This is a genomic window from Streptomyces sp. DH10 (assembly GCF_029813805.1).
GTDB classification, from domain to species: domain Bacteria; phylum Actinomycetota; class Actinomycetes; order Streptomycetales; family Streptomycetaceae; genus Streptomyces; species Streptomyces coeruleofuscus.
Genome location: NZ_JARVKU010000020.1, coordinates 76,208 through 90,426, shown reverse-complemented (window position 1 = coordinate 90,426; position 14,219 = coordinate 76,208). Strand labels below are relative to the sequence as shown.

At 70.1% G+C, this 14,219-nt stretch carries 14 protein-coding genes; 10 read left to right on the top strand and 4 right to left on the bottom strand.

Annotated features, from left to right (window positions below; genetic code table 11):
• Positions 1-118: 118 nt before the first annotated feature.
• From QC385_RS32975 to QC385_RS32960, 4 genes are read right to left on the bottom strand one after another with little or no spacing between them, the layout of a single operon-like run.
• Positions 119-1,150 (bottom strand): LacI family DNA-binding transcriptional regulator, encoded by a 1,032-nt coding sequence (locus QC385_RS32975; protein ID WP_279545021.1) that lies wholly within the window; start codon positions 1,148-1,150, stop codon positions 119-121.
• The gene (locus tag QC385_RS32970; RefSeq protein ID WP_279545020.1) at positions 1,147-2,055 is read right to left on the bottom strand and encodes a carbohydrate ABC transporter permease; all 909 of its coding nucleotides are present in this window, start codon (positions 2,053-2,055) and stop codon (positions 1,147-1,149) included. The genes QC385_RS32975 and QC385_RS32970 overlap by 4 nt, the downstream gene beginning before the upstream one ends.
• Entirely contained in the window at positions 2,052-2,978 is a 927-nt protein-coding gene (locus tag QC385_RS32965; RefSeq protein ID WP_279545019.1) for a carbohydrate ABC transporter permease, read from the bottom strand. Before QC385_RS32965 ends, QC385_RS32970 begins: the two co-directional genes overlap by 4 nt.
• Positions 2,975-4,294: an ABC transporter substrate-binding protein gene (locus QC385_RS32960; RefSeq protein WP_279545018.1), complete on the bottom strand. Its 1,320-nt coding sequence runs from the start codon at positions 4,292-4,294 to the stop codon at positions 2,975-2,977. Before QC385_RS32960 ends, QC385_RS32965 begins: the two co-directional genes overlap by 4 nt.
• Before the next feature lie 184 nt (positions 4,295-4,478).
• Here QC385_RS32960 and QC385_RS32955 point away from each other — a divergent pair, with 184 nt between their 5' ends.
• From QC385_RS32955 to QC385_RS32910, 10 genes are all read left to right on the top strand, one after another.
• Complete coding sequence (locus tag QC385_RS32955; RefSeq protein WP_279545017.1) at positions 4,479-6,500, top strand: beta-galactosidase; 2,022 nt, start codon at positions 4,479-4,481, stop codon at positions 6,498-6,500.
• 115 nt (positions 6,501-6,615) lie between these two features.
• Positions 6,616-8,175 (top strand): glycoside hydrolase family 53 protein, encoded by a 1,560-nt coding sequence (locus QC385_RS32950; RefSeq protein ID WP_279545016.1) that lies wholly within the window; start codon positions 6,616-6,618, stop codon positions 8,173-8,175.
• A 185-nt stretch (positions 8,176-8,360) separates the two neighbouring features.
• A complete protein-coding gene (locus tag QC385_RS32945; protein WP_279545015.1) occupies positions 8,361-8,618 on the top strand; it encodes an ArsR/SmtB family transcription factor in 258 nt (85 codons plus the stop codon).
• A 70-nt stretch (positions 8,619-8,688) separates the two neighbouring features.
• Positions 8,689-9,648 (top strand): SMP-30/gluconolactonase/LRE family protein, encoded by a 960-nt coding sequence (locus QC385_RS32940; protein WP_279545014.1) that lies wholly within the window; start codon positions 8,689-8,691, stop codon positions 9,646-9,648.
• Between the two features lie 168 nt (positions 9,649-9,816).
• The gene (crcB, locus tag QC385_RS32935; RefSeq protein ID WP_279545013.1) at positions 9,817-10,278 is read left to right on the top strand and encodes a fluoride efflux transporter CrcB; all 462 of its coding nucleotides are present in this window, start codon (positions 9,817-9,819) and stop codon (positions 10,276-10,278) included.
• Positions 10,275-10,655 (top strand): DUF190 domain-containing protein, encoded by a 381-nt coding sequence (locus QC385_RS32930; protein ID WP_279545012.1) that lies wholly within the window; start codon positions 10,275-10,277, stop codon positions 10,653-10,655. The genes crcB (QC385_RS32935) and QC385_RS32930 overlap by 4 nt, the downstream gene beginning before the upstream one ends.
• Complete coding sequence (gene crcB, locus QC385_RS32925; RefSeq protein WP_279545011.1) at positions 10,652-10,999, top strand: fluoride efflux transporter CrcB; 348 nt, start codon at positions 10,652-10,654, stop codon at positions 10,997-10,999. Before QC385_RS32930 ends, crcB (QC385_RS32925) begins: the two co-directional genes overlap by 4 nt.
• A 72-nt stretch (positions 11,000-11,071) precedes the next feature.
• Positions 11,072-11,908 (top strand): undecaprenyl-diphosphate phosphatase, encoded by an 837-nt coding sequence (locus tag QC385_RS32920; RefSeq protein ID WP_279545010.1) that lies wholly within the window; start codon positions 11,072-11,074, stop codon positions 11,906-11,908.
• 163 nt (positions 11,909-12,071) lie between these two features.
• Complete coding sequence (locus QC385_RS32915) at positions 12,072-12,749, top strand: FadR/GntR family transcriptional regulator (RefSeq protein ID WP_086847753.1); 678 nt, start codon at positions 12,072-12,074, stop codon at positions 12,747-12,749.
• Complete coding sequence (locus QC385_RS32910; protein WP_279545009.1) at positions 12,746-14,188, top strand: amino acid permease; 1,443 nt, start codon at positions 12,746-12,748, stop codon at positions 14,186-14,188. Before QC385_RS32915 ends, QC385_RS32910 begins: the two co-directional genes overlap by 4 nt.
• Positions 14,189-14,219 lie beyond the last annotated feature (31 nt).

Below are 14,219 nucleotides of genomic sequence, written 5' to 3'. Positions count from 1 at the left end.
ATGTGAACGGTAACACCGGCGCGGCGTTCCATGACCGTGCATGCAGTGCGCGCCCCTCGCCGGGAGCGGGACCCTACGTCGCCGGGAGCGGGGACCCCACGTCGCCGGGAGCGGGGCCCTATGTCGACTCCCGTTTGACCAGCTCCGTCGGCAGGATCACCGCCGCCGGATCCTCGCCCCCTATCTGCGCGAGCAGCACCCGCACCATCTCGGCGCTGATCCGGTCCCACGGCTGCCGGATGGTCGTGAGCTCGGGGCTGGAGGCCAGGGCGGCCGGGGAGTCGTCGAAGCCGCCCACCGCGACGTCCTGCGGCACGCGCCGCCCCGCCCGCTGGAGGGCCGCCAGCACGCCCTGCGCCATGAGGTCCGAGGCGACGAACACCGCGTCCAGGTCCGGGGCCTGCGCCAGCAACCGCTCGGCGCCCGCCTCGCCGCTGGCCCGGCCCCAGTCACCCGAGACGATGAGCCGCTCGTCGATCTCGAGGCCCGCTTCCGTCAGCACCTCCTTGTAGCCGGCGAGGCGATCGACACCGCCCGGGGTGTCCACCGGGCCGTTCACCATGCCGATACGGCGGCGGCCCAGCGACAGCAGGTGGCGCATCATGTCGCGGGCGCCGTCCCGGTCGTCCGCCGCCACGTAGCTCACCTTGGTGCCGCGCCCCATGGGCTTGCCGCACTGTACGAGGGGCACCCCCGCCTCGTGCAGTTGCTCGGCGACCGGGTCGGCGGAGTGGCTGGAGACGAGCAGCACGCCGTCGACGTGGCCGGCGGTGATGTACCGCGTGATCCGGCGCCGCTCGTCCTGCGTGCCGGCCAGCATCAGCAGCAGGGGGATGTCGTGCGCGGCCAGCGCCTGGGTGCAGCAGCGCAGCAGGACGTTGAAGTTGGGGTCCTCGAACAGCTTCTCCTGCGGTTCGGTCAGCAGGAAGCCGATCGAGTCGGAGCGGCCCGTGATCAGCGAGCGGGCGTGCCGGTTGACGACGTAACCCGTTCTGCGGATGGCCGCGTTCACCGCCTCCTGGGCGGCCGGGCTGACGTAGTGGCCGCCGTTGAGCACACGCGAGACGGTGCCGCGCGAGACCCCCGCCTCGCGCGCCACGTCGTGGATCGTGGGCGGCCTGCGCCTGCCCCCCGCAGCGTTCATGGTCATGACTTTACGGCTCCGGAGAGCAGATCCAGACTCCAGAACCGCTGGATGACCAGGAACAGCGCGACCAGCGGGAGCACCGCGAGGAACGCGCCCGTGATCACCAGCGTGTACAGCGCCGGGGTGTTGGCGCCCTGCTCCAGCAACGTGAACAGGCCGAGGGTGATCGGGAACTTCTCGTCGTCGCTGAGCATGACGTTCGGCAGCAGGAAGTTGTTCCAGATCGCCACGAACTGGAACAGGAACACCGTCACCATGCCGGGGATCATCATCGGCAGCGCGACCCGGGTGAAGATCCGCCACTCGCTTGCTCCGTCCATCCGGCCGGCCTCGACCACGTCGGCGGGTACCGCGGCGGCGGCGTAGATCCGCGCCAGGTAGACGCCGTACGGCGACAGGATCTGCGGCAGCAGGACGGACAGGTAGGAGTCCGTGAGGTCGGCCTTCGCCAGCAGCAGGTACTGCGGGATTGCCAGGATCACCGGCGGCATCAGCACACCCGCGAGCAGCACGTTGAAGATCGTCTCGCGGCCCCGGAAACGGTAGATCGCCAGCGCGTAGCCGCTGAACGCCGACACGCACGCCGACAGCAGGGCGCCGAGCCCCGCGTACAGGGCGGAGTTGCCCATCCACGACCAGTAGACGCCGTCGCGGTAGGCGCTCAGGTCCTGGAAGTTGTCGGCGAAGCCCGTGCCCGGCAGGAACGTGAACGTGGAGAACAGCTCACGGCCCGACTTGGTGGCGGCGATGACCACCCAGGCCACCGGCAGCAGGCAGTAGACCGCGCCCAGGAACAGCGTGACCGTGGGGATCAGGGCGATCCGGCGGCGCAGGGGCGGGCGGCCCTGGGCGGCACCGGGCGTGCTGTCCGCCACCGGCTCGGCCTGGGAAACGGCAAGGGAGCTCATCGGGCTGCCTCCTGCTTCTGTCGACGGTTCGCGGCTCGCAGGAAGCCGAAGGACAGCAGGAGGGTGGCGAACGCGATGATCACGGCCTGCGCCGCGGCGCCGTAGATGTCACCGTCGCCGAACGCGTCCCGGTACACCTTCATCAGCGGACTCCACGTCGTGGACACGGAGTTGGTGAGCGGCTTGAGGGTGGTCGGCTCGTTGTACACCTGGAGCGTCGCGATGATCGAGAAGAAGAAGGTCAGCACCAGCGACGGCGCCACCATCGGGATCTTGATCCGCAGGGCGATCTGCGCAGGGGTGGCGCCGTCCAGCTTCGCCGCCTCGTACACCTCCGCCGGGATCGCCTGGAGCGAGGTGTAGATGACGATCATGTTGAAGCCGGTACCGCCCCAGACCGCGATGTTCGACAGCGCCAGATACAGCGGCCCGCCGTCCAGCAGGTCCGGCTGCGGCAGCCCCAGCTTGCCGAGCACGAAGTAGAAGGGGCTGACGTCCGGCAGGTACAGGAAGCCCCACAGCAGCGCCGCCACCACACCGGGGATGGCGTACGGCAGGAAGATCGCGAGCCGGGTGAAGGGGGCCAGCCGCACCTTCTCGGAGTCCAGCATCAGCGCGAACAGCAGGGCGAGGCCGAGCATGACCGGGACGACGATGCAGCCGTAGCCCAGCACCCGCAACGCCCCATTGATCAGCTCGCTGTCCGTGAGGGCGTCGGTGTAGTTCTCCAGGCCGGCCCAGACCTCCTTGCGGGCGCCGGAGCCGAGGCCGAGGCCGGAGACCTTCACCTTGTGGAAGCTGAGCCAGAGCGCGTAGCCGATGGGCAGGGCGAAGAACAGGGTGAACAGGATCGTCGCGGGGACGAGGAAGGCGTACGGGGCCCCCTTGACCCCGTACGACTGCCGGCGTGCCGTGCTTTTCACTCCGCGACCTCGAAGCCCTGCTTCTTCATGTCGGCGACGGTCTCGTCCTGCATCTTGCCGAGTGCGGAGCCGAAGTCCGACTTGTTCTTCGCGGCGGCCCCGAAGGCGTCCTTGAAGGTGGTGTAGGCGACGTTCACGTTGGGGCCCCAGGCGGACGGCGCGGTGGTCTCCGCGATGTCGGCGGCCTTGGAGTAGAAGTCGGCCTGGTTGGAGAAGTAGGCCGGCGGCTTGAGGAAGGCGCCGCTGGTCTGGGCGGTCTTGGCGGCGGGGTAGATGCCGCTCTCCTTGGCCAGCGCGTTCAGGGCGTCTCTGTCGGTGTTCAGCCAGGAGGCGAACTTGGCGGCGGCCTGCTGGTGCTTGGAGTCCGTGGTGACGGCCGTGGAGGAGCCGCCCCAGCTGCCGGTGCGGTTCTCGCTCGCGGACCACTGGGGGAGCGGGGCCATGGCCCACTTGCCCTTGGTCTCGGGCGCGGCGGTGGTCAGTGTGCCGGGTGCCCACACGGCGCTGACCCAGGCGATCTGCTTGCCGGTGTTGAGCGCCTTGTTCCAGGCCGGGGTGTACATCGGCTGGTTGTCGATGGCGCCTTCCTTGACCAGGCCGCCCCAGAACTTCGCGACCTTCTGCGTCGCAGCGTCGTCGATGGAGACCTTCCACTGGTCACCGGACGTCGTCCACCACTTGGCGCCCGCCTGCTGGGCGAGGCCCGCGAAGAGGCCGGAGTCGTTGGCCGAGAAGGTGGTGAGGTCCTTGTCGGGGGCGGCCTTCTTCAGCTTGCGCGCGGTCTCCGCGAACTCGTCCCAGGTCGTCGGCACCGTCAGGCCGTACTGCTTGAACAGGTCCTCGCGGTAATAGAACATCATCGGCCCGATGTCCTGCGGGACCGCGTAGACCGCGTCGGTGCCCAGCGTCGTCTGCTGCCAGACGCCGTCGGCGAAACTGTCCTTCGCCTCGCCCACGTTCCCCGATATGTCCGCCAGGGCGTCGTTGCTGACCAGCGTGGGCAGCGCCTGGTACTCCGCCTGCACCAGGTCGGGCGCCTTGCCCGCCTTGTGCGCGGTGAGGATCTTGGTGACGAGGGTGTCGCCGGACGCCTGCTTCTTCACCGTGACGGTGATCTGGTCCTTCTTACCCGGCCCCTTGTTCCACAGGTCCACGACCTTGTCCATGCCGGGCGTCCAGGTCCAGTACGTCAGCGAGACCGGTCCCGACTCGGTCTCGCTGTCCCCGGACTCCGAGCCGCAGGCGGCGAGGGCGGTGGCGCCGAGCGCTACGGCGACGGCGGATGTCACGAGGCGGCGGCGCTTCGTGTACGGCATGGATCTCTCCCCTGACCTGGGGTCCTCGCCTGCTGCGAGAACCTGCCATGCTTCTGTGAGCGTTCACAGTAGAGAAACATCCCGGACACTTGTCAATGGTTGTTGCTGTGCGGTTATGTTGGGCTCCGCACTGCGCCATCGTGTGTGCACGTTCCCATTTGATCGACCGACCGGGAGACCATCCATGCCGGAGACCACCCCCAGGGGCCTCACCAGGCTCGCCTTCGGTGGGGACTACAACCCCGAGCAGTGGCCGGAGAGCGTCTGGCAGGAGGACGTCCGGCTGATGCGCGAGGCCGGCGTCACCATGGTGAGCGTCGGGATCTTCTCCTGGGCGCTGCTGGAGCCCTCACCCGGCACGTACGAGTTCGGCTGGCTCGACCGGCTCCTGGACCTGCTGCACGAGAACGGCGTCCGCGTCGACCTCGGCACCCCCACCGTCGTACCGCCCGCCTGGTTCTACCGGGCCCATCCCGAGGCCCTGCCCGTGACCGCCGAGGGCGTGCGCTACGAGTTCGGCTCCCGCGCCGCGATCTGCCACAGCAACGCGGACTACCGCGCGGCCGCCGCCGCCATCACCACGAAGCTCGCCGAGCGCTACGGCGACCATCCCGCCCTGGCGATGTGGCACGTGCACAACGAGTACGGCGTCCCCGTCTCGGCGTGCTACTGCGACTCGTGCGCCGCACACTTCCGCCGCTGGCTGGCGACGACGTACGGCACGGTCGACGCGGTCAACGAGGCCTGGGGCACGGCCTTCTGGGGCCAGCGCTACGCGGACCTCGACCAGATCAACCCGCCCCGGCTCACCCCGGCGGCCGTCAACCCGGGCCAGGCGCTGGACTACAAGCGGTTCGCCGACGCCACCATGCGCGAGAACTTCGTGAGGGAACGGGACATCCTGCACCGCCTGTCTCCCGGCGTCCCGGTCACCACCAACTTCATGACCGCGCTGAGCCAGTGCGACTCCGTCGACTACTGGGCCTGGGGCCGTGAGGTCGACATCGTCACCAACGACCACTACCTGATCACCGACGGCCGCCGCACCCACGTCAACCTGGCGATGGCCGCCGACCTCACCCGCTCCGTCGCGGGCGGCGCCCCCTGGCTGCTGCTGGAACACTCCACCTCGGGCGTCAACTGGCAGCCCCGCAACCCCGCCAAGGCCCCCGGCCAGATGGCCCGCAACTCCCTCACGCACGTGGCGCGCGGCTCCGAGGGCGCCATGTTCTTCCAGTGGCGCCAGTCCCGGCGCGGCGCCGAGAAGTTCCACTCGGCGATGGTCCCGCACGGCGGCACCGACACCCGTGTGTGGCGCGAGGTCGTCGAACTGGGCGCGTCCGTCGCGGCGTTGAGCGAGATCCGCGGCACCCGCACCGAGGCCGACGTGGCCGTGCTGTGGGACTGGCACTCCTGGTGGGCGCAGAACCTCGACTGGCGCCCCAGCGTCGACCACGACGCCCGCGAGCGCGCCGACTCCTTCTACGAGGCCCTCTACGACCGCCACCTCACCGTCGACTTCGCCCACCCGGAAGCCGGCTTGTCGAGGTATCCCCTTGTCGTCGTACCGGCCCTGTACCTGATGACGGAAGCGGCCGGGCGCAATCTGAAGGCCTACGTCGAGAACGGCGGCACGCTGGTCGTCTCTTACTTCTCCGGCATCGTCGACGAGCACGACGCCGTCCACGAGGGCGCCTACCCGGGCCCGCTGCGTAACGTCCTCGGCCTCACCGTCGAGGAGTTCTCCCCGCTGCTGCCCGGTGAACGGGTGAGCGTCACCGGCCCCGACGGATCCGAGCTGGGCGCCGACGTGTGGACGGAGTTCGTCGTGCCGCGCGGCGCCGAGACCGTCCTGACGTACGCCGACGGGCTGACCGCCGGGCGGCCCGCCGTCACCCGGCACCGCCTCGGCGAGGGCACCGCCTGGTACGTCTCCACCCGGCTCGGCGCCGACGGCCTCGACGCGCTGCTCGGCTGGGCGGTCGAGGACGCCCGGCTCGCCCCGCGCGCCGACCTGCCCCGGGACGTCGAAGTGGTGCGCCGCACCGGCGAGTCGGGCACCTACCTGTTCGCCGTCAACCACACCGCCTCGGACGCCAAGGTGCCGCTGGAGGCCGACGGCACCGAACTGCTGACCGGTGAACGCGCCGCGGGCCGCCTGGCGGTCCCGGCCGGAGCCGTCCGGATCGTCCGGCTCGACGGCTGAACCGACTCCCCTCCGCCCGTGCGAGCCGCAGGAGCCGCGGGCGGAGGGGCCCCCTCGCCTCACCTCCGGGCGAGGGGCACCCCCAACCCCCACGTCGAAGGGACGACGGACGACGATGTTCCATCCCAGACGCACGCTCAGAACCCTGCTGCTCCCGCTCGCGGCGGGGCTCGCCCTCACCGCCCTGCCCGCCACCTCCGCCCACGCCGCGAGCACGCTGACCAACGGCGGCTTCGAGTCCGACGGCGCGGGCGCGGCCACACCGGGCGGCTGGTCCGAGTACGGCGACACCGGCGCCTCGTTCACCGAGTCCGGCGGTCACGGCGGCAGCTACCGCCTCAGCCACTGGGCCTCCACCGCCCACAAGGTGGAGACGTACCAGTACCTGTCCGGACTCACCAACGGCAATTACAAGCTCACCGCCTGGGTGCGCTCCGGCGGCGGGCAGAAGTCCGCGTACATAGCGCTGAAGAACTGCGGCGGCGCCGAGCAGCGCACCGATCTGCCGGTCTCGGCCGGCGGGTGGATCCGGATCGTCGTGCCGGTCAATGTGACCAGCAACCAGTGCACGATCAGCGTCAACAGTGACGCGAACGCCGGCAACTGGATCAATGTCGACGACCTGACCTTCACGTCGGGCACGTCCGGTACATCGATCAAGGGTGCCGACATCTCTTCCCTGCCCAAGAGCGAGGCCAAGGGCGGCATCTACCGGAACGGCTCCGGCACGTCCGGCGACGCCCTCGCGATCCTCAAGTCGTCCGGCATGAACTACGCGCGCCTCAAGGTCTGGGTGAACCCGGCCGACGGCTACAACAACAAGGCGCATGTCCTGGCCCTGGCCAAGCGCGTCAAGGCCCAGGGCATGAAGCTGCTGGTCGACTTCCACTACTCGGACTTCTGGGCCGACCCGGGCCGCCAGGACAAGCCCGCGGCCTGGGCCGGACACTCGTACGGTCAGCTCAGGACCGACGTGTACAACCACACCTACGACGTGTTGAACGCCTTGAAGGCGCAGGGCACCACCGCCGACATGGTCCAGGTCGGCAACGAGATCAACGGCGGCATGCTGTGGAACGAGGGATCGACCTCCAACTGGTCACAGCTGGCCGGTCTGCTCAACTCCGGCTACGACGCGGTCAAGGCGGTCAACTCGAACACCACCGTCGCCCTGCACCTCGCCAAGGGCGGTGACCTGGCCGGAACCCGCTGGTGGTTCGACAGCGCGCGCTCCAACGGCGTCAAGTTCGACGCGATCGGCCTGTCGTACTACGGCTACTGGCACGGCACGCTGGCCGACTTCCAGACGACCCTCGACGACGCGGCCGCCCGCTACGGCAAGCCGGTCTTCGTCGCCGAGACCGCCTACCCGTTCCGCCTCGACAGCGAGGACTCCCACGAGAACATCATCGACACCAGTGCCGAACTGGTCTCCGGCTATCCGGCGAGCGTGGCCGGCCAGACCCGGTGGATGAACGACGTGGCGAGCATCGTGGAGGCCGTCCCGAACGGCCGTGGCCTGGGCATCTTCTACTGGGAGGCGACCTGGACCGCGGTGAACGGCAACGGCTGGGACCCGACCGACCCGGCATCCGGCAACGCCTGGGAGAACCAGGCGCTGTTCGGCTACGACGACCGGGCACTCTCGTCGATGTCCTGGTTCCGCCACCGCTGACCACGCGGGGAAGGGGGGCTCGGCCGCACGCACGCGGCCGGGCCCTCGTTCATATCCGAACTCGCCTCTGAGCTACGGCAGTTCGGTATCGGTCAACGATGGCGAGTCCCGGACGAGGCGGCTTCGACTGCGCGACAGTGGGAAGACGCGGTAAGAGGACGAGAGCCGCGAGGCAGGGGCACGACATGCTGAGGACTCCCACGGACGAGACGCGCCTGCGCATCCTGGCCTGGCTGAAGGAACCCGGCCCGGCCGCGGACGGCGTCACCGCGGACGCCGTCGCCGAGAGGTTCTCGATGCCCCACCCGGTCGCCGTCACCCACCTCCGGCTGCTCCAGGCCACCGGCATGCTGCGCACCAGCCGGTCCGAGGGCCGCGTCCACTACCACCGCGACGACATGCGTATCGCCGAGGTCGCCCGGATGTTTGAAAAGGGCTGGTAGGCCACCCGTTACGACCCCGGCCCCCCCCGGTACAGCGGAATCTCCCCCAACGCTGAAGGACACACGCGCGATGGACCGTCCCACGGCACTCGTCCCACGCCACTACGTCGCGGTGGGCCACGGCCCCGAGGACGTGGTCGCCGACCCGCGCGGCCGGGTGCTGACCGGCCTGGCGGACGGCCGCATCCTGCGCCTGGACGGCCTGGGGGACCCGGTGACGGCCCGTACCGAGGTGATCGCCGAGACCGGCGGCAGGCCGCTCGGGCTCGAACTCCTCCCGGACGGCGACCTGCTGGTGTGCGACGCCGAACGCGGACTGCTGCGCGTCGGCACCGGCGACGGCACGGTCCGCATCCTCGCCGACGCGGTGGCGGGGGAGCGGCTCCGGTTCGCCAGCAACGTCGTGTCCCTCTCCGACGGCAGCGTGTACTTCACCGTCTCCAGCCGCCGCCACCCCCTGGAGCACTGGATCGGCGACATCGTCGAACACACCGGGACGGGACGGCTGCTGCGCCTCGCGCCCGGCGCGGACACTCCCGAGGTGGTGCTGGACGGCCTCCGGTTCGCCAACGGGCTCGCCGCCGGGGCCGACGAGTCGTTCCTCGTCGTCGCCGAGACCGGCGCCCGCCGGCTCACCCGCTACCGGCTCACCGGGCCCGAGGCCGGCCGGAGCGAGCCCTTCGCCGAGAACCTCCCGGGCATGCCCGACAACCTCTGGCGCGGCACCCCGGACGGACCGATCTGGGTCGCGCTGGCCGGCCCCCGTGTCCCCGCTCTCGACCTGCTCCACCGCGGCCCGCCCGCGGTCCGCCGCGCCGCCGCCCGCGTGGCCGTGCGCGCCCCCTTCCGCCCCACCGGCGCCATCGCCGTCCTGGCCTTCGACGACGAGGGCCGCGTCGTCCACCACCTCGCCCGCCGCCACTCCGGCTACCGGATGGTCACCAGCGTGTGCGAAGCGGGCGGACACCTCGTGCTGGGCAGCCTCTGGGAGCCGGGCGTGGCGGTCTGCGAGCCGCCCGGCCCGAAGTGACGCCGGTTCGCCGCCGGGGTTAACCTGAACCCCGGCCGCGACACCCTCGCGGCGCGGCGGTGGGGCCCGCCGTACCCGAACCGCGGCACGGACGCCGCCAACGGTCCCTACTTGCGACGGCACGCGCCCGCACGACCCCGGGCCCCGGCGAGTAGGAGACGTACGACCATGACGGCCCCCGAGGCGGAAAGCCTCCGCATCCAGCCCTCCGCCCCGCGCCCGCCCGCCTGGCGCGCACAGGCGCCGGTCGTCGCGGTGGTGGCGCTCGGCGGGGGAGCGGGGGCCGCCGCCCGGTACGCGGCGTCCCTGTGGTGGCCCTCGCCCACGGGAGGTTTTCCCTGGACGACCTTCTGGGTCAACGTCGTCGGCTGCGCCGTGATCGGCGTGTTCATGGTGGTCATCACCGAGTTCCGGCCCGCCCACCGTCTGGTCCGCCCCTTCTTCGGCACCGGCGTCCTCGGGGGTTTCACGACCTTCTCGACCTACGCCGTCGACATCCAGAAGCTGGCCGACGGCGGCCACCTCCGCACCGCCCTGGCCTACCTCGCCACGACCCCGCTGGCGTCGCTCACGGCGGTGTGGCTCGCGGCCTGGTCGACCCGCCGCGCCCTGAAACGGAGGCAGCCATGACACGGTTGACCGGCAGGGCCCTGCGCCTGACCGTCTTCGTCGGCGAGAACGACACCTGGCACCACAAACCGCTCTACTCGGAGATCGTCCACCGGGCCCACGCGGCGGGCCTCGCGGGCGCCAGCGTCTTCCGGGGTGTCGAGGGTTTCGGCGCCTCCTCGCTGATCCACACCTCGCGGCTGCTGTCCCTGAGCGAGGACCTGCCCGTCGCCGTCGTGATCGTCGACACCGAGCCACGCGTGCGGGCCTTCCTGCCCCAGCTCGACGAACTCGTCACCGAGGGCCTGGTCACCCTCGACGACTGTGAGGTCATCCGGTACACCTCCCGCGAGGACATTCCGGGCGAAACGGACGTGAAGGGTAAGAGGTCGTTGTGAACTGGCTGCTGGTCGTCGGGGGCGCGATGGTCGGCGCGCCGCTGCGCTACCTCACCGACCGCGCGGTGCAGTCCCGGCACGACTCCGTCTTCCCCTGGGGCACCTTCGCGGTGAACGTCGCCGGCTGCCTGATCCTCGGCCTGCTCACCGGCGTCGCCGGACACGTGCAGCTGCTGCTCGGGACGGGTTTGTGCGGAGCCCTGACGACGTACTCGACGTTCTCCTACGAGACGCTGCGCCTGGTGGAGACGGGGGCCCGCGGCTACGCCGTCCTCAATGTGACGGCGAGCCTGGCGGCCGGTCTCGGAGCGGCGTTCGCAGGGGTGGCGCTCGCGCGTCTGTGAGATCGGTTCTCGCCCGCGTGTAGTAGGACGGTCCTCGCCATGCCCGTCCTATCCCGCACAGAACTGGATCCCATGAGCGTCATCAGCGTCGGTCAGGCCCTCGTCCTCGGAGCCGTCGAGGGGGTCACCGAGTTCCTGCCCGTCTCCTCCACCGGCCATCTGAAGATCGTCGAAGGGCTCATGGGCATCCCCGTCGACGACGATGCCGTGATCGGGTTCTCGGCCGTCATCCAGGTCGGTGCGATCGCCGCGGTGCTCGTCTACTTCTTCAAGGACATCGTGCGGATCGTCTCCGCGTGGGGGAGGGGCCTGCGCGACCGCGAGGAGCGCTACCACCACGACTACAAGTTCGCCTGGTGGGTCATCTGTGCGACGGTCCCGATCGTCGCCGTCGGACTCGCCGCCAAGCCGCTCATCGAGGGCCCGCTGGCCTCGCTGTGGGTGGTGGCCGGCTCGCTGATCGCCGGCAGCGGGGTGATGTGGGCGGCGGACCAGATGGGCCGGCACAAGCGCGGCGAGGACGACACCTCGTTCAAGGACGCCATGCTGGTCGGCAGCTCCCAGATCCTCGCCCTGCTCTTCCCCGGCTTCTCCCGCTCCGGCGCCACCATGTCCACGGCGCTGATCCTTGACCTGGACCGCGTCGCCGCCACCCGGCTCTCCTTCTTCCTCGGCATCCCCGCCCTGACCGGCGCCGGCCTCTACGAACTCAAGGACGCCCTGGGCGCCGGCGTGGGGGCGGCCCCGCTCGCCGTCGGCACGATCGTGTCCTTCGTGGTGGCCTACGGCTCCATCGCCTGGCTGCTGAGGTTCGTAGCCAAGCACTCCTTCAACGCCTTCGTGATCTACCGGATCGTCGTGGGAGTCCTGCTGTTCGGCCTGCTCGGAGTTGGTGTGCTGCACAGCTGACCGGTCGAGAGGAGCCAGGGGCCGAGAACGTGAACGCCGGCTTCCGGCCCCCTGAACCTTTCCTTTCGGGCCCTTGACAGGTGCCTCGCCCGCCCCGGAGGATCACCCCGTGAACCTGTCAGACAGCCGGACAGCCGGACAGCCCGTACGTCGCATCAGTGCCATGGAAGCGGTGCTGGCGCACCTGCGCGACGCCATCGAGCGCGGTGACTACGCGATCGGCGACAAGCTTCCCTCCGAGGCGGAGCTGTGCCGCACCCTGGAGGTCTCCCGGCCCGTGCTGCGCGAGGCGCTCAGGGCGCTGCAGACCATGGGCCTGACCGTCTCCCGGACCGGCAAGGGCACCTTCGTCGTCGCCAGCACCGTCGAGGACCCCACCTTCGGCGACTACTCGGCCAGCGACCTGCTGGAGGTGCGCCGCCACGTCGAGATCCCGGTCGCCGGGTACGCGGCCCGGCGCCGCACCCCGGAGAACCTCGACCACCTGGCCCACCTCCTGGACCGGATGGAACGCGAGACGGACACCACGGCGTGGGTCGCGATGGACACGCTGTTCCACCTCGCCGTGGCCGAGGCCGCCCAGAACCCGGTCTTCCGCCGGGTCATCGAGGAGATCCGCGACGCGCTGGCCCGCCAGTCCGCCTTCCTCAACGAGCTGGGCGGCCGCCGCGAGCAGTCCAACCGCGAGCACCGGGCGATCGTCGAGGCGCTGACCGACGGTTCCGAGAACGACGCGGTGGAGGCCATGGCCCACCACCTCGACCGGGTCGAGACGACCCTCACCGACATCGTGCGTTCCCCGCGCACGGACACCCCCACGGAAGGCGGACCCGAGGCGTGAGCGAGCAGTCCCTGCACGAAGGCGTGCAGAAACGTTCCGGCCATGTCGATGCCGGAGACGCCGGCTACAGCAAGTCCCTGAAGTCGCGGCACGTCAACATGATCGCCATCGGCGGCGCCATCGGCACCGGCCTCTTCCTCGGCGCCGGCGGCCGCCTCGCCGACGCGGGCCCCTCCCTCTTCCTCGCCTACGCGGTCTGCGGCCTCTTCGCCTTCCTCGTCGTCCGCGCCCTCGGCGAACTCGTGCTCTACCGGCCCTCCTCCGGCGCGTTCGTGTCGTACGCCCGCGAGTTCATGGGGGAGAAGGGCGCCTACACCGCGGGCTGGATGTACTTCCTCAACTGGGCGACGACCGGCATCGCCGACATCACCGCCGTCGCGACCTACACCCACTACTGGGGCATGTTCTCCGACATCCCGCAGTGGGTGATCGCGCTCATCGCGCTGGCGGTCGTGCTCACCGTGAACCTGATCTCGGTGAAGATCTTCGGCGAGCTGGAGTTCTGGTTCGCGATCATCAAGGTCGGCGCGCTCGTCGTCTTCATGTGCATAGGCATCTTCCTGCTGGTCACCCAGCACCCCGTCGACGGCCACAGCCCCGGCCCGTCCCTCATCAGCGACAGCGGCGGCGTCTTCCCGCACGGCCTGCTGCCCATGCTGCTGATCATCCAGGGCGTCGTCTTCGCCTACGCCTCCGTCGAGCTGGTCGGCGTAGCGGCAGGCGAGACCGAGAACCCCGAGAAGATCATGCCGAAGGCGATCAACTCGATCATGTGGCGCGTGGGTGTGTTCTACGTCGGCTCGGTCGTCCTGCTGTCGATGCTGCTGCCGTGGAACAAGTACACCGCCGGCGAGAGCCCCTTCGTGACCGTGCTGTCCAACATCGGGATCCCGGCGGCCGGTGACGTGATGAACCTCGTCGTCCTCACCGCCGCGATGTCCTCCCTCAACTCCGGTCTGTACTCCACCGGCCGCATCCTGCGCTCCATGGCCATGGCCGGATCCGCGCCCCGGTTCACCTCCGTGATGAGCCGCAGCCAGGTCCCCTACGGCGGCATCCTGCTCACCAGCGGCATCTGCGTCCTGGGTGTCGGCCTCAACTTCGTCGTGCCCGCCGAGGCGTTCGAGATCGTGCTGAACTTCGCCGCGATCGGTATCCTCGCCACCTGGGGCATGATCATGATCTGTCACCTCCTCTTCTGGCAGAAGACCCAGAAGGGCGAGCTGACCCGCCCGGGCTACCGGCTGCCGGGCTCCCCCTGGACCGAGATCGTGACGCTGGCGTTCCTCGCCTCCGTCCTGGTCCTCATGTACGCCGACGGCGGCGCGGGACGCACCACAGTGCTGTGCCTGCCGCTGATCGTCGGGGCACTGGTCGCCGGATGGTTCGCCGTCCGCGGCCGTGTCGCGCGCAAGTCCACGACCGGAGCCGACGCGTGACAGACGCGCCGCTCCACGAGAAGCAGGCAGT

Excerpts from the sequence above, each read along its gene's own strand:
- QC385_RS32975 (WP_279545021.1), bottom strand. The coding sequence starts at position 1,150 with ATGACCATGAACGCTGCGGGGGGCAGGCGCAGGCCGCCCACGATCCAC.
- QC385_RS32970 (WP_279545020.1), bottom strand. The coding sequence starts at position 2,055 with ATGAGCTCCCTTGCCGTTTCCCAGGCCGAGCCGGTGGCGGACAGCACG.
- QC385_RS32960 (WP_279545018.1), bottom strand. The coding sequence starts at position 4,294 with ATGCCGTACACGAAGCGCCGCCGCCTCGTGACATCCGCCGTCGCCGTA.
- QC385_RS32955 (WP_279545017.1), top strand. The coding sequence starts at position 4,479 with ATGCCGGAGACCACCCCCAGGGGCCTCACCAGGCTCGCCTTCGGTGGG.
- QC385_RS32950 (WP_279545016.1), top strand. The coding sequence starts at position 6,616 with ATGTTCCATCCCAGACGCACGCTCAGAACCCTGCTGCTCCCGCTCGCG.
- QC385_RS32945 (WP_279545015.1), top strand. The coding sequence starts at position 8,361 with ATGCTGAGGACTCCCACGGACGAGACGCGCCTGCGCATCCTGGCCTGG.
- QC385_RS32940 (WP_279545014.1), top strand. The coding sequence starts at position 8,689 with ATGGACCGTCCCACGGCACTCGTCCCACGCCACTACGTCGCGGTGGGC.
- crcB (WP_279545013.1), top strand. The coding sequence starts at position 9,817 with ATGACGGCCCCCGAGGCGGAAAGCCTCCGCATCCAGCCCTCCGCCCCG.
- QC385_RS32930 (WP_279545012.1), top strand. The coding sequence starts at position 10,275 with ATGACACGGTTGACCGGCAGGGCCCTGCGCCTGACCGTCTTCGTCGGC.
- QC385_RS32920 (WP_279545010.1), top strand. The coding sequence starts at position 11,072 with ATGAGCGTCATCAGCGTCGGTCAGGCCCTCGTCCTCGGAGCCGTCGAG.
- QC385_RS32915 (WP_086847753.1), top strand. The coding sequence starts at position 12,072 with ATGGAAGCGGTGCTGGCGCACCTGCGCGACGCCATCGAGCGCGGTGAC.